Raw genomic sequence first — 20,914 nt, forward strand, 5'->3', positions numbered from 1 at the left:
ACAGCCTGTGTACGTCCGCCGGCTCGAACTGGTCGACTTCCGCTCGTACGAGCAGGTCGGCGTCGACCTGGAGCCGGGCCCGAACGTGCTGATCGGCGCCAACGGCGTCGGCAAGACCAACCTGGTCGAGGCGTTGGGCTACGTGGCGACCCTGGACTCGCACCGGGTCGCCACGGACGCCCCGCTGGTCCGGATGGGCGCCTCCTCGGCGGTGATCCGCTGTGCGGTGGTGCACGAGGGCCGGGAGCTCCTGGTGGAGCTGGAGATCGTTCCCGGCAAGGCCAACCGGGCCCGGCTGGGTCGCTCGCCGGCCCGCCGTGCCCGGGACGTGCTGGGCGCGTTGCGGCTGGTGCTCTTCGCCCCGGAGGACCTGGAACTGGTCCGCGGGGACCCGGCCGAGCGCCGCCGCTACCTCGACGACCTGCTGGTCACCCGCCAGCCCCGGTACGCGGGCGTGCGCGCCGACTACGAGCGGGTGGTCAAGCAGCGCAACGCCCTGTTGCGCACGGCGTACCTGGCCCGCAAGACGGGCGGCTCGCGGGGCGGGGACCTGTCCACGCTCGCCGTCTGGGACACCCACCTGGCGCAGCATGGGGCGGAGCTGCTCGCCGGCCGGCTGGAGCTGGTCGCCGCGCTCGCCCCGCACGTGGCCAAGGCGTACGACGCGGTGGCGGCGGGCCGGGGGGCGGCGGGGATCGCGTACCGGCCGTCGGTGGAGCTGCCCGAGCCGACCACCGACCGGGCGGTGCTGGCGGCCGCGTTGACCGCAGCGCTGGCCGAGCAGCGGTCGGCGGAGATCGAACGTGGCACCACCCTGGTCGGCCCGCACCGCGACGACCTCGCGCTCACCCTTGGGCCGCTCCCCGCCAAGGGGTACGCCAGCCACGGCGAGTCCTGGTCGTACGCGCTCGCGCTGCGGCTGGCCGGGTACGACCTGCTGCGCGCCGACGGCATCGAGCCGGTGCTGGTGCTCGACGACGTCTTCGCCGAGTTGGACGCCGGCCGCCGGGAGCGCCTGGCCGAGCTGGTCGGCGGGGCCGCCCAGCTCCTGGTGACCTGCGCGGTGGACGACGACGTGCCGGCGGCCCTGCGTGGCGTCCGGTACGCGGTGGGTGAGGGGACGGTGCGTCGTGTCGGATGATGAGTTCCAGCTCCCGCCCGCCCGGCTGGGGCCGGGACGCGGTGGGCGTACCCCCGAGGGGTCGGGCGCGGCGGACGGCCGCGGTCGGCGGGCGGGCGCGGACGGTGACGGACGGGCCGACGCGGAGGGCGGCGCGGACGCGGCCGGCGGGGAGCTGCCGGCCGGGGCGTCCGGGCCGGAGCTGGCCCGGGCGGTGCTGGACGCGGCGAAGGCGCGGCGGCAAGCGGCGGCGACCTCCCGACGGCGCAGCGCGGTCCGCGGCGACGGCGAGCGCCGGCTGCGCGGCTACTCCGGTCCCGGGCCGGATCCGCGTGATCCGCAGCCGCTCGGCGCGGTGCTGGACAAGCTGGTCAAGGCGCGGGGATGGCAGCAGCCGGCGGCGGAGGCGACGGTTTTCGGCGCCTGGGAACGCGTGGTCGGTCCGGAGGTGGCCCAGCACAGCCGCCCGGTCAAGCTGGAGAACGGCGAGCTGACGGTGGAGGCCCGCTCGACCGCGTGGGCCACCCAGCTGCGGCTGCTCGCCGGGTCGCTGCTCCAGCAGATCGCTCGCGAGGTGGGCCACAACGTGGTCCGCAAGCTGCACATCCACGGCCCGGCGGCGCCGTCGTGGTCGCGTGGCCCGCGCCGGGTCCGCGGCCGTGGACCGCGCGACACCTACGGCTGACGATCACCCACCGGGGCGCCGGGCCTCCCGCTCGGCGCGCTTGTGCTCCCGCTGCTCGCGGCTCCACTGCTTACGCCGTTCGAGGTCTTCCTTCCAGCCGTCGCGGGCCTGCCGCGAGCCGCCCTGCACCGCGCCGGACACCTCGGACGGGCCGGCCAGGTTGCGGAACACCCAGCCCATGAGGCGGCCGCCGTTGCCGGAGGCGTCGCCCACCTGTTCGTCGCCGCTCATCCGCCTGGCCTCTCCCTCGCCCGTCGGCACGATTTGTACACCAACTATTGGTACACCAATCGTTGTTACGATCGCAACGACGAAGAGGAGGGCGAGCGTGGCCGACGAGCTCGAAGGCGATCCGCTGGCGCTGGAGCAGCAGGTGTGCTTCGCGCTCTCGGTCGCCGCGCGCGGCGTCGTCGCGGTCTACCGCCCGTTGCTGGAGCCGATGGGCCTGACCCATCCGCAGTACCTGGTCATGCTGGCGCTCTGGCAGTACGCGCCGCTGTCCGTGCGGGAGCTGAGCCGGCTGCTCCAGCTCGACCCGGGCACACTGTCGCCGCTGCTCAAGCGGCTCGAAGCCGCCGGCTACGTGCGGCGCGAGCGGGACGCGTCGGACGAGCGCAGCCTCGCCGTCTCGCTCACCGCCAGCGGCCAGGCGCTCCGGACGCAGGCCGAGCAGATCCCACCCGCGATCGTGGCGCGGCTCGGCCTGCCCCTGGCGGACCTGCGGCACCTGCACGGGGTGCTGACCGAGGTGATCGCGGCGGCCAATCGCGCCGTGACGGCCGGGCCCGGCACCGCAGGGGAGCCGGGTCAGGCGTCGGCGTAGACGGCGAAGCCGCGGTCGGCGCAGCGCCGGTAGAAGGCGGCGAGCACGCTCAGCTCGGCGCAGGTGAAGTTCCACTGCGGCGGTTCGCCGTTCTCGTCGCGCAGCTTGTCGAGCCGGCTGTCCAGCCACCGCAGCTGCTGCTCGGCGAGGCGGCCGTCGCCCAGCAGGGCCCGCAGCACCTCGCTGACCGATTCGAAGGTCACCGCCTCGCCGATCGACCGGTGCCGGGCCACGAACTTCTCCACCCCGTCGGCGATCCACGAGCAGCCGTCCGGGTCGATCACCGGATCCTCGTCCTCGGCGGCGTTCTCCGTGGCGTAGAGCACATTCTCCAGCCCGAGGATCAGGTCGACCAGCTCGGTGTACGCCGTCGCGCGTACCGTGCCGGTCTTGGCGATCAACTCGGCGAGCGCGGCGGTGGGGGCGGAGATGCGTGGCATGTCCACGATCTCGCCGAAGTCGACGAACTCGGCCGGCGCGACCGGATCGTAGAAGCGGCCGGTACGCGGCCAGTGCACCGCGACGTTGTCCAGCCCCATCTGGCGTCACCTCTCACCAAGCGCGATGTCGGACCGATCGGGTCGATCGTCCCGGTTCCGGCCGCGAAAGATCAAGACCGCAGCGGCGGCGCCGCAAAGGTACGGCACGTCCGCTCCCGACGCGACCCCCGGTCGGTCACCTGCCGATACCGATCCGGTGGCGGACCGTACCCTCGGTCACGGCTGCGACGGCTTCGGCTCGGCTGCCGGCCATGATCCGGCCCTCCGCGGTGCCAAGCGGCGCTCCGGACGGGATGAAGGCCGTCTGACGCCGCGTCGCGACCGGAACCCCTCACTGGCGTGTAGGGGGAGTCGCGGACAGCGGGGTTCGGGCCGCTACGGAGTTCTCAGCCGCCGCGCAGCGGTGCCGAGTGGCGGTTTGGTCGGCTGCGCAGAGTAAGATTGACGGCGAGACGAAAGACCCGACACGGAGCGACGGACAGGGGCCCCAGGCCCCTTGATCATTGTCCCGGGTCGGGTCGAGCCGATCGCGATCCGCGGGCAACCGCGGCGACCGGCGTGGCGATCCGTGACCTGGATGTCCGGGGACGGTCCGCGCGCGCCGACGTCGCGTCCTGTCCGCCGAACCCGCGCCCCGCGCCCTGGCGTGGTCGGTGCGAGAAAGTGGCCGAGGGTGGCAGCGGAGGACAACAAGAAGTACGGCGCCGAGTCGATCACCGTTCTCGAGGGGTTGGAGGCGGTCCGGAAGCGGCCCGGTATGTACATCGGGTCCACCGGCGAACGCGGTCTGCACCACCTCGTGTGGGAGGTGGTCGACAACGCGGTGGACGAGGCGCTGGCCGGATACTGCGACACCATCGACGTGGTGCTGCTGGCCGACGGCGGCGTCCGGGTCACCGACAACGGGCGTGGCTTCCCGGTCGACCTCCACCCGAAGCTGAAGAAGCCCGGTGTCGAGGTCGCGCTGACCGTGCTGCACGCGGGTGGCAAGTTCGACGGCAAGGCGTACGCCGTCTCCGGCGGTCTGCACGGCGTCGGCGTCTCCGTGGTGAATGCCCTCTCCACCCGGATGGCGGTGGAGATTCACAAGGACGGCTTCGTCTGGCGGCAGCAGTACCACAACTCCAAGCCGAGCCCGCTGGAGAAGGGCGAGACGACCAGCCGCACCGGCTCGGCGGTCTCCTTCTGGCCCGACCCGGACGTCTTCGAGACCGTCGACCTGGACTTCCAGACCATCTACCGCCGGCTCCAGGAGATGGCCTTCCTCAACCGCGGCCTCACCATCCACCTGCTCGACGAGCGGGTCGCGGAGGGCGAGGAGGGCAAGCCGCGCGAGGTGACCTTCCTCTACAAGGGCGGCATCGCCGACTTCGTCCGGCACCTCAACGCCTCGAAGAACCCGATCCACAAGACGGTGGTCGAGTTCGGCGCCGAGGAGGAGGGCATGTCGGTCGAGATCGCCATGCAGTGGAACGAGTCGTACGGCGAGTCGGTCTACACCTTCGCCAACACGATCAACACGCACGAGGGCGGTACCCACGAGGAGGGCTTCCGGGCCGCGCTGACCAGCGTCGTCAACCGGTACGGCGCGGACAAGAAGCTGCTCAAGGGCGACGAGAAGCTCTCCGGCGAGGACATCCGCGAGGGCCTGGCCGCGATCATCTCGGTCAAGCTGGCCAACCCGCAGTTCGAGGGCCAGACCAAGACCAAGCTCGGCAACACCCCGGTGAAGAGCTTCGTGCAGCGGGTCTGCAACGAGTGGCTGGTCGACTGGTTCGACCGGAACCCGGCCGAGGCGAAGATCATCGTCACCAAGGCGTCCCAGGCGGCGCGGGCCCGGATCGCCGCCCAGCAGGCGCGGAAGCTGGCCCGACGCAAGTCGCTGCTGGAGTCCGGCTCGATGCCGGGCAAGCTGGCCGACTGCCAGTCGACCGACCCGCGCGAGTCCGAGGTGTTCATCGTCGAGGGTGACTCGGCGGGCGGCTCGGCCAAGCAGGGCCGCGACCCGCGGACCCAGGCGATCCTGCCGATCCGCGGCAAGATCCTGAACGTGGAGAAGGCCCGGATCGACCGGGTGCTGAAGAACAACGAGGTCCAAGCGCTGATCACCGCGCTGGGCACCGGCATCCACGACGACTTCGACATCGAGAAGCTGCGGTACCACAAGATCGTGCTGATGGCCGACGCCGACGTCGACGGCCAGCACATCCAGACGCTGCTGCTCACCCTGCTGTTCCGGTTCATGCGGCCGCTGGTCGAGCTGGGCCACGTCTACCTGGCCGCCCCGCCGCTCTACAAGATCAAATGGAACAAGAAGGGCGACGACGCCCAGTACGCGTACTCGGACCGGGAGCGGGACGGGCTGATCGCCCTGCGCCAGCAGAAGAAGCCCAACGCCAGGCCGGACGACATCCAGCGGTTCAAGGGTCTCGGCGAGATGAACTATCCCGAGCTGTGGGAGACCACGATGAACCCGGCCACCCGTACGCTTCGCCAGGTGACGCTCGACGACGCCGCAACCGCCGACGAGCTGTTCAGCGTGTTGATGGGTGAGGACGTCGAGGCCCGCCGGTCGTTCATCCAGCGCAACGCCAAGGACGTGCGGTTCCTGGACATCTGACGGACGATGCCGGGCCGGCCGGAAATCCACCGGACGACCCGGCATTCCACAGAGTTATCCACAGTCCGGCCGGTTTCCACAGCCGTTATCCACAGCACGAACACGACTCTGAGTCTGATAAGGGTTAACAGTGACCGATACTCCCGAGTCCACCCCGAACGAGCCGGAGACCCCGGAGACACTGGCCGCGGTCGTGGCGCACGACCGGATCGAGCCGGTGGGCCTCGAGGTCGAGATGCAGCGCTCGTACCTCGACTACGCGATGAGCGTGATCGTCGGACGGGCCCTGCCGGACGTCCGGGACGGGCTCAAGCCGGTCCACCGCAAGATCCTCTACGCCATGTTCGACTCCGGCTACCGGCCGGACCGGGGCTACGTGAAGTGCTCCCGCGTCGTCGGTGACGTGATGGGTCAGTTCCACCCGCACGGCGACTCGGCCATCTACGACGCGCTGGTCCGGATGGCGCAGCCCTGGTCGCTGCGCTACCCACTGGTCGACGGCAACGGCAACTTCGGCTCGCCGGGCAACGACCCGGCCGCGGCCATGCGGTACACCGAGTGCAAGCTCGACCCGCTGGCCATGGAGATGCTGCGGGACATCGACGAGGACACCGTCGACCTGCAGGACAACTACGACGGCCGGGCCAAGGAGCCCACCATCCTGCCGTCCCGGATCCCCAACCTGCTGATCAACGGCTCCGAGGGCATCGCGGTCGGCATGGCCACCAAGATCCCGCCGCACAACCTGCGCGAGATCGGCGCGGCCGTGCAGTGGTGCCTGGAGAACCCGGAGGCCGACGAGGCCACCACCCTCGAGGCGCTGCTGGAGATCGTCAAGGGCCCCGACTTCCCGACCCACGGCCTGATCGTCGGCCAGTCCGGCATCCAGGACGCGTACCGGACCGGCCGCGGTTCGATCCGGATGCGTGCGGTGGTCGAGGTCGAGGAGGACAAGCGCGGCCGCCCCGCCCTCGTGGTGAGCGAGCTGCCGTACCAGGTCAACCCGGACAACCTCGCCGAGCGGATCGCCGAACTGATCAAGGAGGGCAAGCTCGGCGGCATCGCCGACATCCGGGACGAGTCCTCCGGTCGTACCGGCATGCGGATCGTGCTCGTGCTCAAGCGCGACGCGGTCGCCAAGGTGGTGCTGAACAACCTCTACAAGCACACCCAGCTCCAGGAGACCTTCGGCGCCAACATGCTGGCCCTGGTCGACGGCGTGCCCCGCACGCTCAACCTGGCCCAGTTCCTCCGCCACTACGTCGAGCACCAGATCGAGGTCATCCGCCGGCGGACGGCGTTCCGGCTGCGCAAGGCCGAGGAGCGGGCGCACATCCTGCGCGGCCTGTCGAAGGCGCTCGACGCGCTCGACGAGGTGATCGCTCTGATCCGGCGTTCACCCACGGTGGAGGACGCCCGGCAGGGCCTGATCCAGCTGCTGGAGATCGACGAGGTCCAGGCGACCGCGATCCTGGACATGCAGCTGCGCCGGCTGGCCGCCCTGGAGCGGCAGCGAATCCTCGACGACCTGGCCAAGCTCGAACTGGAGATCGCCGACCTCAAGGACATCCTCGCCAAGCCCGAGCGGCAGCGGAAGATCGTCTCCGAGGAGCTGGGCGAGATCGTCGCCAAGTGGGGCGACGACCGGCGAACCAAGATCGTGCCGTTCGACGGTGAGGTCTCGATGGAGGACCTCATCGCCCGTGAGGACGTCGTCGTCACCATCACCCGCACCGGGTACGCCAAGCGCACCAAGGTCGACCTCTACCGCTCGCAGCGCCGCGGCGGCAAGGGCGTCAGCGGTGCCACGCTCCGCCAGGACGACATCGTCAGCCACTTCTTCGTATGCTCCACGCACGACTGGATCCTGTTCTTCACCAACAAGGGCCGGGTCTATCGGGCCAAGGCGTACGAGCTTCCGGAAGCCAGTAGGGTGGCCAAGGGCCAGCACGTGGCCAACCTGCTCGCCTTCCAAGCGGACGAGCAGATCGCGCAGATCATCGAGATTCCGAACTACCAGGTGGCCCCCTACCTGGTACTGGCCACGAAGAACGGCCTGGTGAAGAAGACACGGCTCGAGGAGTTCGACTCCAACCGTTCCGGCGGCATCATCGCGATCAACCTGCGCGATGAGGACGAGCTGGTCGGTGCTGCCCTGGTCAGTTCGGAGGACGACCTGCTGCTGGTGTCCAAGAAGGCCCAGGCGATCCGCTTCAACGCCACCGACGAGACGCTGCGCCCGATGGGCCGGGCCACGTCTGGCGTCATCGGCATGCGCTTCAGCGAGGACGATGTTCTCCTTGCCATGGAGGTTGTCCGCGAGGGCATGGAGATGGACGTGCTGGTCGCAACGAACGGCGGATACGCAAAACGTACGCCGATCGAGGAATACCCGGTCCAGGGCCGGGGAGGTAAGGGCGTGCTGACTGCGAAGATCACCGAGCGACGCGGTGGTCTGGTCGGCGCGGTGGTGATCAGCCCGGACGACGAGCTGTTCGCCATCACCAGCAACGGCGGCGTCATCCGGACTCCGGTGAAGCCTGTACGCCGTACGCGGGACCGGAACACAATGGGGGTCAAGCTGATGGACCTCCCGGACGGCGTGACTATCGTGGCGATTGCTCGCAATGCCGACGAGCCTGACGAACAGGACTAGTTGATGACGGAGACACAGGCGAAGTCGGGGAACACGGGGACCTCGGCCAACCCGGTCGACGAGGAGGCCGCCAAGAGCGGCGCACCAGCGACCGGCCGCGCGGCCGTGGGCCGGGCCACGGTCCCCGCCGACGCGCCTGCCCCGAAGTTCACCCGGGCCCCCGGCATGGCCCCTCCGCCGGACAAGCCCGGGGAGGACGCGGGGAGCGAGAAGACCGAGCAGGCCGACAGCCCCACCTCGGTCACAGGCGCGGCCGCCACGGCCAAGCCCGCCGCCACGACGACACAGCCGATGAGGACAACGGGTACGGCGAAGCCGTCGACCGGTACCACCGGCACCCAGCCGCGCGTCGGCGCCGGGGTGGGCACCGCGCCGAAGCCCTCGCCGGACGGCGTCCGTCCCGGCATCACCGGCCGCCCCGCCAACGGCGGGGGCCTGCCGCCGGGCATCAGCGGCGCGGCCGCCGTCGGTGCCGCCCGCGTCGGTGAGGCGGTACGCGCCGCGCGCAGCTCGGTCAGCTCGGCCGCGTCCCGCGGGCCGCGCCGGGCCCGGCTGAACCTCAAGCGGATCGACCCGTGGTCCGTGATGAAGTTCGCCTTCGCGGTCTCGGTAGTGCTCTTCATCGTGGTGGTCGTCGCCACCTCGGTGCTGTACCTGGCCCTGGACGCGATGGGCGTGTTCAAGAGCGTCAACGCCAGCCTGACCGACCTGGTCAACGCCGGCGGCCAGGGCGGCGGCGGGTTCCGGATCACCGCCAAGGGCGTGATCCTCAGCTCCGCGCTGATCGGCCTGGTGAACGTCGTGCTCTTCACCGCGCTCGCCACCCTCGGCGCCTTCGTCTACAACGTCTGCGCCGACCTGGTCGGCGGGATCGAGCTGACCCTCGCCGAGCGGGACTGAACGAACCGACGCCGGGGCGTGCCGCGTAAAGCGGTCGCCCCGGCGTCGCGTATGCGGGTAGGTTCGAGCCGGACGGGTGAGGGCCGCCACGGACCCCCCGATTTGGGTACGACGGCGGCGATGGGTTAACCTTGCTCGTCGCTACGCGGGGCTATAGCTCAGTCGGTTAGAGCGCAGAGCTGATAACTCTGAGGTCGCTGGTTCGATTCCAGCTAGCCCCACCACACACCGTCGGACGGTAGCCGAGCGCGAGGGGTCGCCCCATGTTCAAGAAGCTCCTGATCCTGGCCGGCGTCGTCGGCGTGGCCGCGTTCGTGGCCAAGAAGGTGAAGGCCTCGAACGACGAGCGCGCCCTGTGGCACGAGGCGACCACCGCTCCCGACCTTCGCTGACCGTCCCTCCGACTGCCAGCACCGGGCGGCTCCGCCCGCCTCGGGGCCCTAGCTCAACTGGCAGAGCACTGCCTTTGCAAGGCAGGGGTTAGGGGTTCGAGTCCCCTGGGCTCCACCAGCACTTTCCTTCGGCCGTCATCCGGATCGTGGAGTGCCCGAGCAGCTCTATCACCGTGCGCAGCTCCTCGCCCTGGTCGAGCAGGAACGTGGCGAACGCGTATCGCAGATCGTGCAGGTGCAGCCAGTCCAAGCCGGACGGTCTACGACTGCCCGACGAGGAGATCCGCTTCTAGGTACCAGCAGCGACGCGGGACCGGGTGGCTAGCTCGGCCAGCCAATAGCGTCGAGGAACTCCTCCACGGCGACCACGACTTGACTGAGCACCGCGATCGACTCGGTAAGCGGGCCGGGTACGTACATACCGTGGTCCGCGCCTTCCACCTCTAGCACATGGGGTGACAGCCGGCGGGCCAGGTCACCGTCCCAACCTTCGTCGGCAGTGCCACCCACGAGCAGGAACGGCGCGGTTGCGCGGCCCAACGCATCAGCCACCCACGGCAGGGTGAGCAAGGGCGTGAGCCACACGGCGGGCAAGGATCTTTCGGCGGCAATCGCTGCCGCGTTCGTGCCGAGCGACTTGCCGATCAGCAGTGGGCGACCGCTAATGGTGTCGAGCAGTGGAACGATCTCACCGCCAACCCAGCTCTCGATTTCTGGCTGATCAGGCTTCGGAAACTCCTGGGACCATGAGTGTCGATGTACTGTTGCGCCCCGCTGCTCCGCCACATCGCCGGCATACATCAGCAGGGGAGCGCCCGGCCCGAACCAGGCGCCGGGAATCACGACGGCGTCAGCCATGCGGGCGACCTTACTCAAGACAGGTCCAGCGTGCAGTCCGCGTGCGACAGGGGCGGCATCGTCGGGCATTCACGGGCCACAACGCGGTCGGCCCCGGGTGCCCGCTGCGGGCCAGCCGTCGTCAACGGCGCGGATGTGGGCGGCGCCGACGACCCAGCTGGCGTAGCTCCATCCATCCGCGAGCACCGCGAAGATCGGCTCGGGTGGAGTACGGATGGCTCGGCAGACCTCGATCATCCTCAGTCGTGCCAGCGGGCGCGCCAGGCGGCCTCACTTTTCTCGTAGGTGGTCTTCTCCTCGAAGACGACCGCCAGCAGCGCCCGGCGGGCGTCGGCCATGACCACCACCTCGACCGCTACCAACCCGATGCAGATGGCGGTCAGCAGGGCGAGGGCCGCCAGCGCGGGGAGATGCATGGCCGGCACGATCGCGGCCGCGAGGACGAGCACGGTGCCGACCCGCGTCCAGGAGAGCGTGCCCAGGGCCCGGAGTTGGAACAGCATGTCGCCGCAGAGGTAGCAGATCACCCCGCCGAAGAGCATCGGCACCCCTGGGCCGTGGGTCGCCTCGGCGAGGCTGATGCCGCGGTCGGCGATCTGCCGCACCAGCTCCTCGGCGCCGAGGGCGAACAGGATGATGCCGGCGACCATCACCAGCTGGCAGTAGGCGTAGGCGTCGCGAGCGATGCCGACCCGCCGGCGGCCTTGCGCGGCATGTTGGGCGATCCGGGCGGCTGGGGCGATCATGTCGAAGTGCGCCCACCACAGGGCGGCGGTGAAGAAGATGCCGAGTATCGCCGCGGCGACCGCAGGCCAGGTCACCGGCTGACCGAGGAGATTGCCGCCGACGCCGACGGAGATGATGGACTCGCCCAGGGCGATGATGAGGATCAGGTCGTACCGTTCGGTCCAGTGCTCGGCGGAGGTCACCGTCCAGCCCCACGCGCCGGCTACCAGGCCGCCGCTGTACTGCAGCAGGACGACGCCCAGCCAGAGGCCGTCGCGGACGAGCTGGGGCCGCCCTGCACCGCCATCGATCCTCGGCGGGATCAGCGCGGCAGCCAGCAGCAGGAGGGTGCTCAGCGCCAGCTCGGGCGAGTACTTCAGCAGCAGGCGGCGCTCACCTGATCTTTCCCCGGCCACGTGCCAGTAGAGCAGCAGATGGGTGCCGCGGATCACGAGGTAGCTGACCGCGATGACCATCGGCCCGGCGGTCGTCCGCCTCGGGTCGCCGAACGCCTGCGGCAGGGACAGCGCGAAGCAGAAGAGGGCGGCCATCGCGACGACCATCAACGCGGGGACGAAGCCGACGCCTATCCGGACGCGGGTGGCGACGACGGTGTGTATGACCCAGACCCACCAGAGCACGGCGAGCACCAGCAGGCCGTGCAGCAGGTTGGCGCCGGTGATGTTCACCGCGGTGGCGCGGGTGATGATGAAGAACGAGAAGACGAACACCAGGTCGAAGAAGACCTCGAACCGCCCGATGCGCGTCCCCGGGGCTACCGAGACGGCCGGCCCCAGCCGTTCATGCCACCGCCTGCCGACCACCGATCGAGTCTCGCAGCGCGCCAGCCCGTCAGGGCGCGATTCGCGGATGCCAGGCGGACACCTGCCTGCGCACGCCACCGGCCGCGGCTCAGTAGTGGTAGGCGGCGTCGTACAGCGCGTCGGCCACGAGCTGCCAGGACGGCCGCTCCGGAGCCGGTCGGCCGGCCCGGCGGGCCAGCCGCGCCCGGTCGCGTAGCTGGCTGGCGCAGGCGGCCAGGAAGCGGTCCAGCTCCAGGTTCACCACCGCGTCGGGCGCACGGGCCACGTCGTCGGCGAGCCACTGCAGCCAGGTGACCAGATCGTCGACGCTGTCGACCCGCTTGCGCGGGCGGTCCTCCGTCATCGTCCCTCCCTCGGGCGCGTCCGCGCCGGTCCGCGGACACCAGGCGGGTCTACCCCGTCGGACGCACCGGTACCGGTGGTCCCCGCGTACCGGGTGGCGGGCGGCAGGTTAGCGTCGGGGCGTGAGCACCGGATCCCCGCGCGTCCTGCCGGCCGACAGCGGCATCGCCGAAGCCGCCTCCGTCCTGCGAGCCGGAGGGCTGGTCGCCTTCCCCACCGAGACGGTCTACGGGCTGGGCGCGAACGCGCTCGACGCGGAGGCGGCGGCCCGGATCTTCGCGGCGAAGGCCCGGCCCAGCTTCGACCCGTTGATCAGCCACCTGGCCGACGCCGCCGACCTGCCCGGCCTGATCGGCGAGGTGCCACCGGCGGTCGCCGCGCTGGTCGAGCGCTTCTGGCCCGGCCCGCTCACCCTGATCGTGGACCGCCCGGCGGTGATCCCGCCGATCGTCACGTCCGGGCTGGACACCATGGCGGTGCGGGTTCCCGACGAGCCGTCCGCCCGGGCCCTGATCGCCGCCGCGGGGGTGCCGGTCGCCGCGCCCAGCGCCAACCGGTTCGGGCAGCTAAGTCCTACCCGGGCCGAGCATGTGGTGGCCGGGCTGGGCGACGCCGTGGACGTGGTGCTCGACGGGGGACCCACGCGGTGCGGCATCGAGTCGACCATCGTCGACGCCCGGGGCGAGTGGCCGGTGGTGCTCCGGCTGGGCGCCCTGCCGGTGGAGGCGCTGGTCGAGGCGGTCGGGCCGGTCGAGGTGCGGCCCGGCAGCTCCGGCCAGCCGGTGGCGCCCGGGACGCTGGCGGCCCACTACGCCCCGCGTACCCCGTTGCGGTTGGGGGCGGCGGAGCCGGCGGCCGGCGACGGTGGCCGGCGGGGGTTCCTGGCCTTCCGGGAGCGCCCCTCGGACGGCGGGTGGGCGGCGGTGGAGGTGCTGTCGCCCGACGGTGACCTGACCGCAGCGGCCGCGCGCCTCTTCGACGCCCTGCACCGGCTCGACGCGGCCGGAGTGACCGAGATCGTCGCGGAGCCGGTCCCGGAGGTCGGGGTGGGCCGGGCGATCAACGACCGGTTGCGGCGGGCGGCCGCCACCTGGCACTGACCGGCCCGGTCACGGCAGTTCGGCGGCGATCCGGTCGACGTCGGCGTTCAGGATCTCGTAGCCGTCGGCGGTCAGCTTGCCGCCGCGGAGCAACTCGGCCAGTTTGGCGTGCAGCTTCCGGACCTGGTCGTCGGCCTGGTTCGCGTCGCCCTCGGCGATCTCCTTGGCGACCGCGTCCACCCTGCTGTGCAGGTCCCTGGCCGCGTCCGGGTTCAACTGGCCGGTGGTCACCTGTAGCTGGATGGCCAGCCGCATGGCGACGAGCGGATCGGTCGACGGGGCGGCGCTCGCGGTGCGGGAGGTGGCCCCGGGGCTGGGCGTGCGGTCGGCCCGGCCCCGGGTCGCCGGGCTGAGCGTCCGCGTCGACGGGGTGGTGGGCGCGAGGGTGGCGGGTATCGCCGGGACGGTGGAGGCCGCGACCGAGGGCGCCTGCGGCCCGGCCGGCGCCGCGACCGGGTCGTCGGCGTCGAGGCCGACCAGGGCGACCCCGGCGAGGGCGAGGATCATGCCGCCGACCAGGGACGGTGCTACCAGGAGTACGCCGTGCCGCCGGCCGGCGGCGGGTGCGGGCCCGCCCCGGTCCGCCTCCCCGGAGCCGCCGGGCGGCACGGACCGGACCGGTACGGCGGCCGTGGTCCGGTCACCGGTTTCCGACAGGAGGGCGGCGAGGCGGCTGCGGACGGCCGTGGCGTCGGTCGGGCGGTCGACCGGGTCCTTGGCGAGCAGCTCCGCCACCAGGAGGTCCAGTTCGGCGGAGACGTCCGACCGGTGGTCCCGCAATGGCGGGGGTGGCTCGTTGACGTGCTGGTCCAGCACGCTGATCGGGTCACCGGTGAACGGCGGGCGACCGGCGAGCATGGCATAAATGGTGCAGCCCAGTCCGTACAGGTCGGTGCGGGGATCCACCGGCCGACCGAGCGCCTGCTCGGGCGACATGTACGAGCTGGTACCGAGCTTTGTCGCCGGCCCGCTGAGGGTGTCCTGGCCGGCCGCCGCGGGCAGGCGGGCGATGCCGAAGTCGCAGATCTTCACCGTGCCGGCGGGGGTGACGATCAGGTTCGCCGGCTTGACGTCGCGGTGCACCACCTCGGCCGCGTGGGCGGCGGCGATGCCGTCGCAGGTCTGTACCGCGATGGACACGGCCTGGCCGACCGGGAGCGGGCCGTCCGTGATCAGTTCCGCCACCGTCCGCCCCTCCACCAGCTCCATCACCAGGTAGGAGTCGTCGGCTTCGGAGCCGAAGTCGTAGACCCCGACGATGTGCGGGTGGGTCAGCCGGGCGGCGGTACGGGCCTCGCGGTCGAAGCGTTCCGCGGCGGTCGGCTCGTCGAGTGCGGCGGTCAGCAGCTTGATCGCGACCGGGCGGTCCAACCGCAGGTCCCGGCCCCGCCACACCTCGCCCATCCCGCCGCTGCCCAGCAGTTCCTCAGACTGGTAGCGCCCATCCAGGAGACGTCCCGACATGGCGTCAGTTCCTCCGGCCGCGCTCACCCCCGTCGGGGATCGCCGGTGGTAGGCCGACCGGAGTCAGGGTCTTCGGACGGGTCATCAGGATCTGCTCGTCGTGGACCATCCCCACAAGTTAGTCAATCTGCCCTGGGTGCGGCCACCGTCCGGGCCGGCGTGGCGGACCCGCGGCCGTGGTCCCTGGGGGCGTTTTCCCTGCTCGCCGGCCGCGGGACACGCCCGCGGCCGGCGACGGAAAAGGTCTGCGGATCAGGTCTGCTGCTGGCTGACCTCCAAGTTGACGTACCGGGGCTCCCCCTTGGCCAGCCGGCGCATCTGCTCGGCGTACGCGCCGGTCTCGGGTTGCGCGCTGTGCTCCATCGCCTGCTCGTAGCTGTCGAACTCGGCGACCACCATGATGTGGCCCGGTCGGTCCCGGTCCTCGGCGAGGGTGAGCCGCGCCGGCCCCGGGGAGGGGTGCTGGCGGCCCCACTCGGCCATCAGTTCGCGCACCTGGTCCGGGCGGTCGGTCTCGTACTCCACGGTCTGGATGAACGGCATCTCGATCACCTCCACCGACGGTGTTCCCGCCGGGCCGGCGGTCATGTGCCGGAATGGCGGGCCGGGACGCGGGTAGGAGGTACGGGTAACAACCCCCCGAAAGTGAGGTGTCACCCAATGCCCACCGCACGCGACATCATGACCCGAGACGTGAGCTGCGTCCGCGAACAGGACGACCTGCGTACCGCCGCCCGGCGGATGGCTGAACTCGGAGTGGGGTCGTTGCCGATCTGCGGCGACGACAACCGCCTCCGGGGCATGCTGACCGACCGGGACATCGTGGTGAAGGTGCTCGCCCAGGGCCGCGACCCGGGCAGCGTGACCGCGGGTGAGCTGGCCCAGGGTGAGGCGGTGACCATCGGCGCGGACGACGACGCGGCCGAGATCCTGCGGACCATGGGCGAGCACAAGGTACGCCGCCTGCCCGTGATCGACGGGCGCGACCTCGTCGGCATCGTGGCCGTCGCCGACGTGGCCCGGTCGCTGCCGGAGCGCCCGGTCGGCGATCTCATCGAGGCCATCTCCGAGCGCGCCTGACCGCTCCGCTCCGATCCGATCGCCGCCCTGCTCCGGCCCGCGCCGGGGAGGGCGGCGCTCGCCGTCGCGGCCCGCCCGACCCCGCCGAGTTGCGGCAGACCGGCCCTTCTCGGCGCTGCGACACCGCGACTTGCGGCAGGTCAGGCCGGCTTGTCCTGGTCGGTGTGCGGGCGGAGGCCGTGTTGGGGGAGGCGGTCGACCAGCCGGGTGAGCGCGCCGTTGGCGAAGGTGGCGCCGAGCGCGGAGCCGGTGGCGATGCTCCAGCCCACCGGGCCGAGCGGGGTGCAGCCGAAGAACTGGCTCACCCCGGGCGTCTGCACCACCGCCACCAGCACGCCGATCGAGGCGGCGGTGGAGGCCAGCACGGTCGGGCTGGTGCCGCCGGCCAGGACGGTCTGGCCGAGCTGGGTGCCCACCAGTGAGGCGAGGGCGACCGTGCCGGCCCGGCGCTGCCGCCCGGTGTACCGGGCGAGCGTCCAGCCCGCCGTCGCGCCCAGCGTGGTGGCCCCCGCCCGGAGCGCGATCTCCCGGGTCAGCGTCTCGCCGAGGGAGGTGTCCGGTCCCTCCCGCAGCAGGTGGTCGGCGCGGTCGGAGGCGGGCGGGCGGACCGCGATGGCCAGCGCCGGCGCCAGGTCGGTGAGCAGGTTGACCAGGAGCAGTTGCCGGCCGGTGAGCGCCGACCGGCCGGTGCTGGCGGCGGTCAGCACGCTGAACGCGATCTCGCCGAGGTTGCCGCCGACCAGGATGCTCAGCGCGTGGCGGACCGAGGACCACATCGCGCGGCCCTCCACCAGGGTGGCGATGATTGTCTCCAGCCGGTCGTCGGTGACCACCAGATCGGCGGCGGCCCGGGCCGCCGGGGTGCCCCGCTGGCCGAGGGCGATGCCGACGTCGGCCAGCCGGATGGCCGGCGCGTCGTTGGCGCCGTCGCCGGTCATCGCGACCGTCCGGCCGTGCCGCTGGAGCGCCTGGATGATCCGGACCTTGTGCGCGGGGGTGCAGCGGGCCACCACGTCGGTCGCCATCAGCCGTTCCGCGAGACCCTCGTCGTCGAGCCGGTCCAGGTCGGTCGCGGTGACCACCTGCTGCTCGCCGTGATCGGGGCTGATGGTCGCGGCGATCGCCTCCGCGGTGGCCGGGTGGTCGCCGGTGATCATGATGGTGTGCACGCCGGCCTGCCGGATCCGGTGGACCGCCGGTGCCGCGCTCTCCCGTACCCCGTCGGCGAGCGCCAGGAAGCCGACGAAGACCAGCCCTTCGACCTGCTCGTCGGTGACCGATTCCGCGCCGGCCGGGGACTCGGCCACGGCGAGGATCCGGTGCCCGGCCCTGGCCCGGTCGGCGAGCATCGCGTGCAGCGCGGCCCGGCCGGCGTCATCCAACGGCCGGTCACCCCCGGCGGTGCGCCGGGCCGTGCAGCGCGGCAGCACCGACTCGGGCGCGCCCTTGACGCTGAGCAGCAGCCCGTCGGAGTACCGCCCGACCGTGGCGTGGTAGCCCCGGGACGGCTCGAACGGCAGCCCGCCGACCGCCGTCCAGCCGACCGCGCCGGTCTGCTCGACCACCCCGGCCGTGCCCGCGCCCCGGCGTACCGCCCGGTCGGTCTGCTGGGGCAGCTCGTCCGGGTCGGCCGCCGCCGGCGTGGCCCGCAGCGCCGTGGCCAGGGTCAGCCGCAGCGGCGCGTCCAGCCGGTCCGGTGGGGCGTACCGGTCGTCGCCGGACCCCACCCCGGCCAGCAGCAACTTTCCCTCGGTGAGGGTGCCGGTCTTGTCGAAGCAGAGCACGTCCACCCGGCCCAGCGCCTCGATGGTCCGCGGGTTGCGGACCAGCGCGCCGTGCTCGGCCAGTCGCCGAGCCGCCGCCAGCTGCGCGGCGCTGACCAGGAACGGCAGCCCCTCCGGCACCGAGGCCACGGCCAGGTTCGCGGCGGTCGCCGCCGTCTCCGCCAGGGGTACGCCCCGGAGCAGTCCCGCCCCGGCCACCGCGATCGCCGAGCCGGCCGCCAGCGGCACGGCGGCGTTGGTCAGCTTGCCGAGCCGCGCCTCCACGCCGCTGGCCGGCGGGGCCTGCCGGGCCAGCGCGAGGCTCCGCCCCGCCTCGGTCTCCTCCCCGGTCGCCACCACGACGGCGGTGCCGTGACCGGCGGCGACGGTGGTGCCCTCGTACAGCATCGAGTGCCGTTCGGCGACGGCCGGCGCCACCACCGGGTCGGGCGCCTTGGCCACCGGCAGCGACTCCCCGGTCAGGGACGACTCGTCCGCCTCCAGCCCGTCCGAGGTGAGGATGCGGCAGTCGGCCGGAATGGCGTCGCCGGGGCCCACCGTGACCACGTCCCCGGCCACCAGGTCCTCGGCGGGCAGCACCTGCTCGACGCCGTCGCGGAGCACCCGCGCGGTCACCGCCGAGCGGGACAGCAGCTCGGCCAGGGAGCGTTCCGTGTTGCGCTGGTGCACCGCCCCGACCAGCGCGGACCCGCCCACCACGCCACCGACCAGGCCCGCGTCGACCAGCGAGCCGAACGCGGCGGAGAGCACCGCGCCGGCGGCGAGCACCGGGGTGAGCGGGTTCGACAGCTCCTCCACGAACGCCCGGAGCAGCCCGGTCGGGCCGCCGTGGTCCCCGGTCGTCGCCCGTCGACGGCGGGCCGCCTCCTCCCTGGTCAACCCGTTCCGGTCGGTGCCGAGCTGGCCGAGCACGGTCGACACCGGCATCAGGTGCCACGCGGTCAGCGCCGGCACCGGGGTGCGGGTCCGGTCCGGCAGCCGGTGGGCCCGCCAAACGCCGTGCGCGAAGGCGAGCGCGGCAGCACCGTTGACCGCGGCGAGGGAGCGGCGGGGAAGCTGCTGCCGGTCGGCGGTGAACGCGCCCAGCGCGCCCAGCCCGCTGCCGGCCATGGCGAGCCGGATGTTCTGCCGGGTCATCCGGCGGGCCACCCCGGTCGCGTCGATCAGCAACGCGGGGATCCGCAGGTCGTCGCCGACCAGCAGGTGCGCGCCCCAGGGCGGAAGGTCGTCCGGGGCGGAGACGCCGACCCCGCAGTCGGCGGCGCCGAGCGCGGCCCGGTCACCGGAGACCACCAGCACCACCGCGCCCTCCCGTTGCAGGGCGCGTACCGAGTCGGCGAGGTCGGGCCCGCCGGGCAGCAGGGCGTCGGCGAAGCCGTACCGGCGGTCGTCGTGGCCGGCCACCACGAGCCGCAGCCCGGCCTGGCGGATGGCGGTCGGCAGCGCGTCCACGCCGGGCGCCGGCTCCGGTTCCACCCGCAGTACGGCGGTGAGCCGGCCGCCGTCGGCCAGGCCGAGCAGCTGTCCGCCGTCGGCGCGGAGCCGTCGGCTGTCCTCGGTGTCGCCGGGGTCCTCGGCGTCGATCCGGTCCAGTGGTCCGAGCCGCCAGCCGTCGGCCAGCCGTACCCCGTCGGGGTCGGCGGGGTCGAAGAGGGCGAAGGCCCGGGCGGCGACCTGCCCGGTGTCCGCGCCCGGCAGCGGCGCCAGGTCGGCCAGCACCCCCCGGTCCGAGCCGAGCACCCGGGTGTCCAGTAGCACCGTGTCGATCCGGTCCAGCTCGCGCAGCACGCTGCGGTTCATGGCGATGACGCCGCGCCGAGCCAGCATCCGGCCGAGCTGGGCGGCGTACCCCTCGCGCCCGCTGCCCGGCGCCTTGGGCAGGGCGGAGAGGGTCAGCGCCGCGGCCCGCTTCGGGCCGACCACCGGCACCGCCGCCGCTCCGGCGGCCGCGCCGGCGGCGAGGACCCGGGAGATGTACCGTTCGGCCGGGCCGTCGGGGGCCGGGCCGGGACGTTCGCCGTCGCGCACCCGGGCAACGGCCCGTTCCGGGGTGCCGGTCAGCCTCGGCTCGGCCCTGGACCAGGCGGCGAGCTGGGCCCGCGCCTCACCCCACTGCACCACGCGCTGCGCGCCGTCCAGCACGATGCCCGCCCAGCCGCCGGTGAGGCCCTGCACGACCGCCTCGGCGAGCGGAAAGAGCACGTCGGCGCGGGGGTCGGCGCGCAGCCCCCGGTCGGCGAGCGCGTGCAGCTTCGGGTGCAGGTCGATCGCGGCGAGGAAACCGGCGACCTCCGCCGGGACCGGGGCGAACGGCAGGATCCGGGTGGCCGCCGAGATGGTCAGGCCGAGCCCGTCCGAGACCAGCGCGCCCAGCGTGCGGGGCGTACGCGGGCCCTCCTCGGGCGGGTGCGGCGGCGGGATCTCCGGGTCCGGCTCGTGCGGGCAGACCCGCTCGGTACGCGCGACGGTGGCGATCAGGTCGCGCAGCTTCGGCCGCGGCTCCTCGACCGAGACGATCACCCGGCCGGAGGGCGCGTTCACCCGGGCCCAGGCCACCCCGGGCATCCGTTCCAGCGCCTCCTCGACCTGCCGGGCCAGCCGGTCCCCGCCGTTCTGGCAGACGCCGTGCACCTCGATGTGGTGCCGGCCGTCCCGGGTCCAGACCCGCCGTCGGGTCAACCCGGCGAGCCGGGCCAGCCGGGCGGCCGCCGCGCCCGCGCTCCCCGCCGCCTCACCGAGCGAGTGGGGGGCGGCCTCCGACGCCGCCGAGGCCGCGCCCCGGGCCGCGTCCGGCACGGCGGTGGCGACGGTACGGGCGACCCGAGCGACGGCGTCCGGCAGGGCGGCCGGCGACAACAGGAGGCCGGCGTACCGGCCCAGCGACGTCATCGAGTCGTAAGGCCGAGCAGCCGGCCCCGCTCCCCGGTGCGCCCGTCGCAGCCGTACGCCATCGTCGCCTCCCGCGTTCCGTCCGGCGGCCCGACTTCCCGGCGTGGCGTCCGTTATGCCCCTTGGGCAGGGGAAGTTTCCCCGCTGACCG

Annotated in this window: 18 protein-coding genes and 2 tRNA genes; 11 read left to right on the forward strand and 9 right to left on the reverse strand. The window is 72.7% G+C overall.

The genetic code is table 11. The features are described 5' to 3' along the window. The first annotated feature begins 7 nt into the window (after positions 1 to 7). Entirely contained in the window at positions 8 to 1,141 is a 1,134-nt protein-coding gene (recF, locus tag ACZ6S5_RS05860; protein WP_465998153.1) for a DNA replication/repair protein RecF, read from the forward strand. Between the two features lie 25 nt (positions 1,142 to 1,166). Beyond that, positions 1,167 to 1,805, forward strand: coding sequence for a DciA family protein (locus ACZ6S5_RS05865; RefSeq protein ID WP_465998294.1), 639 nt, complete (start codon positions 1,167 to 1,169; stop codon positions 1,803 to 1,805). A 3-nt stretch (positions 1,806 to 1,808) separates the two neighbouring features. On the opposite strand, the gene ACZ6S5_RS05870 is transcribed toward ACZ6S5_RS05865, so the two are convergent. Further along, the gene (locus ACZ6S5_RS05870; RefSeq protein WP_465998155.1) at positions 1,809 to 2,036 is read right to left on the reverse strand and encodes a hypothetical protein; all 228 of its coding nucleotides are present in this window, start codon (positions 2,034 to 2,036) and stop codon (positions 1,809 to 1,811) included. A gap of 97 nt (positions 2,037 to 2,133) precedes the next feature. Between ACZ6S5_RS05870 and ACZ6S5_RS05875 the strand changes: the two genes are divergently transcribed. Then, on the forward strand, positions 2,134 to 2,628 hold the full coding sequence (locus ACZ6S5_RS05875) for a MarR family winged helix-turn-helix transcriptional regulator (RefSeq protein ID WP_465998157.1): 495 nt from the start codon (positions 2,134 to 2,136) through the stop codon (positions 2,626 to 2,628). Here ACZ6S5_RS05875 and ACZ6S5_RS05880 read toward each other — a convergent pair. Next, positions 2,613 to 3,167 carry a hypothetical protein gene (locus ACZ6S5_RS05880; RefSeq protein ID WP_465998159.1) on the reverse strand — a complete coding sequence of 185 codons (555 nt, stop codon included), beginning with the start codon at positions 3,165 to 3,167 and terminating at the stop codon, positions 2,613 to 2,615. The two genes, ACZ6S5_RS05875 and ACZ6S5_RS05880, sit on opposite strands and share 16 nt — an antisense overlap. 634 nt (positions 3,168 to 3,801) lie before the next feature. Between ACZ6S5_RS05880 and gyrB the strand changes: the two genes are divergently transcribed. The 6 genes from gyrB to ACZ6S5_RS05910 all read left to right on the forward strand — a co-directional run bounded on the left by gyrB (position 3,802) and on the right by ACZ6S5_RS05910 (position 9,814). Continuing rightward, on the forward strand, positions 3,802 to 5,748 hold the full coding sequence (gene gyrB / locus ACZ6S5_RS05885; protein WP_465998161.1) for a DNA topoisomerase (ATP-hydrolyzing) subunit B: 1,947 nt from the start codon (positions 3,802 to 3,804) through the stop codon (positions 5,746 to 5,748). Between the two features lie 130 nt (positions 5,749 to 5,878). Next, the gene (gene gyrA / locus ACZ6S5_RS05890; RefSeq protein WP_465998163.1) at positions 5,879 to 8,404 is read left to right on the forward strand and encodes a DNA gyrase subunit A; all 2,526 of its coding nucleotides are present in this window, start codon (positions 5,879 to 5,881) and stop codon (positions 8,402 to 8,404) included. Between the two features lie 3 nt (positions 8,405 to 8,407). Further along, on the forward strand, positions 8,408 to 9,304 hold the full coding sequence (locus ACZ6S5_RS05895) for a DUF3566 domain-containing protein (protein WP_465998165.1): 897 nt from the start codon (positions 8,408 to 8,410) through the stop codon (positions 9,302 to 9,304). A 147-nt stretch (positions 9,305 to 9,451) separates the two neighbouring features. Next, a tRNA-Ile gene (locus ACZ6S5_RS05900) sits at positions 9,452 to 9,528 on the forward strand. Between the two features lie 39 nt (positions 9,529 to 9,567). Beyond that, entirely contained in the window at positions 9,568 to 9,696 is a 129-nt protein-coding gene (locus ACZ6S5_RS05905) for a DLW-39 family protein (RefSeq protein WP_452308609.1), read from the forward strand. A gap of 42 nt (positions 9,697 to 9,738) precedes the next feature. Beyond that, positions 9,739 to 9,814 (forward strand) — tRNA-Ala (locus ACZ6S5_RS05910). Here ACZ6S5_RS05910 and ACZ6S5_RS05915 read toward each other — a convergent pair. The 4 genes from ACZ6S5_RS05915 to ACZ6S5_RS05930 form a co-directional block, all read right to left on the reverse strand. Beyond that, entirely contained in the window at positions 9,785 to 9,946 is a 162-nt protein-coding gene (locus ACZ6S5_RS05915; protein WP_465998167.1) for a tyrosine-type recombinase/integrase, read from the reverse strand. The two genes, ACZ6S5_RS05910 and ACZ6S5_RS05915, sit on opposite strands and share 30 nt — an antisense overlap. A 71-nt stretch (positions 9,947 to 10,017) precedes the next feature. Next, entirely contained in the window at positions 10,018 to 10,554 is a 537-nt protein-coding gene (locus tag ACZ6S5_RS05920; RefSeq protein ID WP_465998169.1) for an alpha/beta fold hydrolase, read from the reverse strand. Positions 10,555 to 10,793: 239 nt separating this feature from the next. Next, a complete protein-coding gene (locus tag ACZ6S5_RS05925; RefSeq protein WP_465998171.1) occupies positions 10,794 to 12,104 on the reverse strand; it encodes a low temperature requirement protein A in 1,311 nt (436 codons plus the stop codon). Between the two features lie 88 nt (positions 12,105 to 12,192). Further along, positions 12,193 to 12,447 (reverse strand): DUF7660 family protein, encoded by a 255-nt coding sequence (locus ACZ6S5_RS05930; RefSeq protein WP_465998173.1) that lies wholly within the window; start codon positions 12,445 to 12,447, stop codon positions 12,193 to 12,195. 145 nt (positions 12,448 to 12,592) lie between these two features. On the opposite strand from ACZ6S5_RS05930, the gene ACZ6S5_RS05935 reads away from it, so the two are divergent. Continuing rightward, positions 12,593 to 13,546 (forward strand): L-threonylcarbamoyladenylate synthase, encoded by a 954-nt coding sequence (locus ACZ6S5_RS05935; RefSeq protein WP_465998296.1) that lies wholly within the window; start codon positions 12,593 to 12,595, stop codon positions 13,544 to 13,546. Between the two features lie 9 nt (positions 13,547 to 13,555). Here ACZ6S5_RS05935 and ACZ6S5_RS05940 read toward each other — a convergent pair whose 3' ends face one another. Beyond that, positions 13,556 to 15,010 carry a protein kinase domain-containing protein gene (locus ACZ6S5_RS05940; protein ID WP_465998175.1) on the reverse strand — a complete coding sequence of 485 codons (1,455 nt, stop codon included), beginning with the start codon at positions 15,008 to 15,010 and terminating at the stop codon, positions 13,556 to 13,558. Between the two features lie 252 nt (positions 15,011 to 15,262). Continuing rightward, the gene (locus ACZ6S5_RS05945; protein ID WP_465998177.1) at positions 15,263 to 15,553 is read right to left on the reverse strand and encodes a hypothetical protein; all 291 of its coding nucleotides are present in this window, start codon (positions 15,551 to 15,553) and stop codon (positions 15,263 to 15,265) included. Between the two features lie 117 nt (positions 15,554 to 15,670). Here ACZ6S5_RS05945 and ACZ6S5_RS05950 point away from each other — a divergent pair, with 117 nt between their 5' ends. Further along, complete coding sequence (locus tag ACZ6S5_RS05950) at positions 15,671 to 16,090, forward strand: CBS domain-containing protein (protein WP_465998178.1); 420 nt, start codon at positions 15,671 to 15,673, stop codon at positions 16,088 to 16,090. Positions 16,091 to 16,230: 140 nt separating this feature from the next. On the opposite strand, the gene ACZ6S5_RS05955 is transcribed toward ACZ6S5_RS05950, so the two are convergent. Beyond that, complete coding sequence (locus ACZ6S5_RS05955) at positions 16,231 to 20,763, reverse strand: HAD-IC family P-type ATPase (protein ID WP_465998180.1); 4,533 nt, start codon at positions 20,761 to 20,763, stop codon at positions 16,231 to 16,233. Positions 20,764 to 20,914 lie beyond the last annotated feature (151 nt).

The sequence above is a fragment of the Micromonospora sp. NPDC051924 genome, from assembly GCF_055586005.1.

Bases quoted from the DNA above. Each gene is read 5' to 3' on its own strand.
- ACZ6S5_RS05870 (WP_465998155.1), bottom strand. From the start codon at position 2,036: ATGAGCGGCGACGAACAGGTGGGCGACGCCTCCGGCAACGGCGGCCGC.
- ACZ6S5_RS05880 (WP_465998159.1), bottom strand. From the start codon at position 3,167: ATGGGGCTGGACAACGTCGCGGTGCACTGGCCGCGTACCGGCCGCTTC.
- ACZ6S5_RS05895 (WP_465998165.1), top strand. From the start codon at position 8,408: ATGACGGAGACACAGGCGAAGTCGGGGAACACGGGGACCTCGGCCAAC.
- ACZ6S5_RS05905 (WP_452308609.1), top strand. From the start codon at position 9,568: ATGTTCAAGAAGCTCCTGATCCTGGCCGGCGTCGTCGGCGTGGCCGCG.
- ACZ6S5_RS05920 (WP_465998169.1), bottom strand. From the start codon at position 10,554: ATGGCTGACGCCGTCGTGATTCCCGGCGCCTGGTTCGGGCCGGGCGCT.
- ACZ6S5_RS05930 (WP_465998173.1), bottom strand. From the start codon at position 12,447: ATGACGGAGGACCGCCCGCGCAAGCGGGTCGACAGCGTCGACGATCTG.
- ACZ6S5_RS05940 (WP_465998175.1), bottom strand. From the start codon at position 15,010: ATGTCGGGACGTCTCCTGGATGGGCGCTACCAGTCTGAGGAACTGCTG.
- ACZ6S5_RS05945 (WP_465998177.1), bottom strand. From the start codon at position 15,553: ATGCCGTTCATCCAGACCGTGGAGTACGAGACCGACCGCCCGGACCAG.
- ACZ6S5_RS05950 (WP_465998178.1), top strand. From the start codon at position 15,671: ATGCCCACCGCACGCGACATCATGACCCGAGACGTGAGCTGCGTCCGC.
- ACZ6S5_RS05955 (WP_465998180.1), bottom strand. From the start codon at position 20,763: ATGACGTCGCTGGGCCGGTACGCCGGCCTCCTGTTGTCGCCGGCCGCC.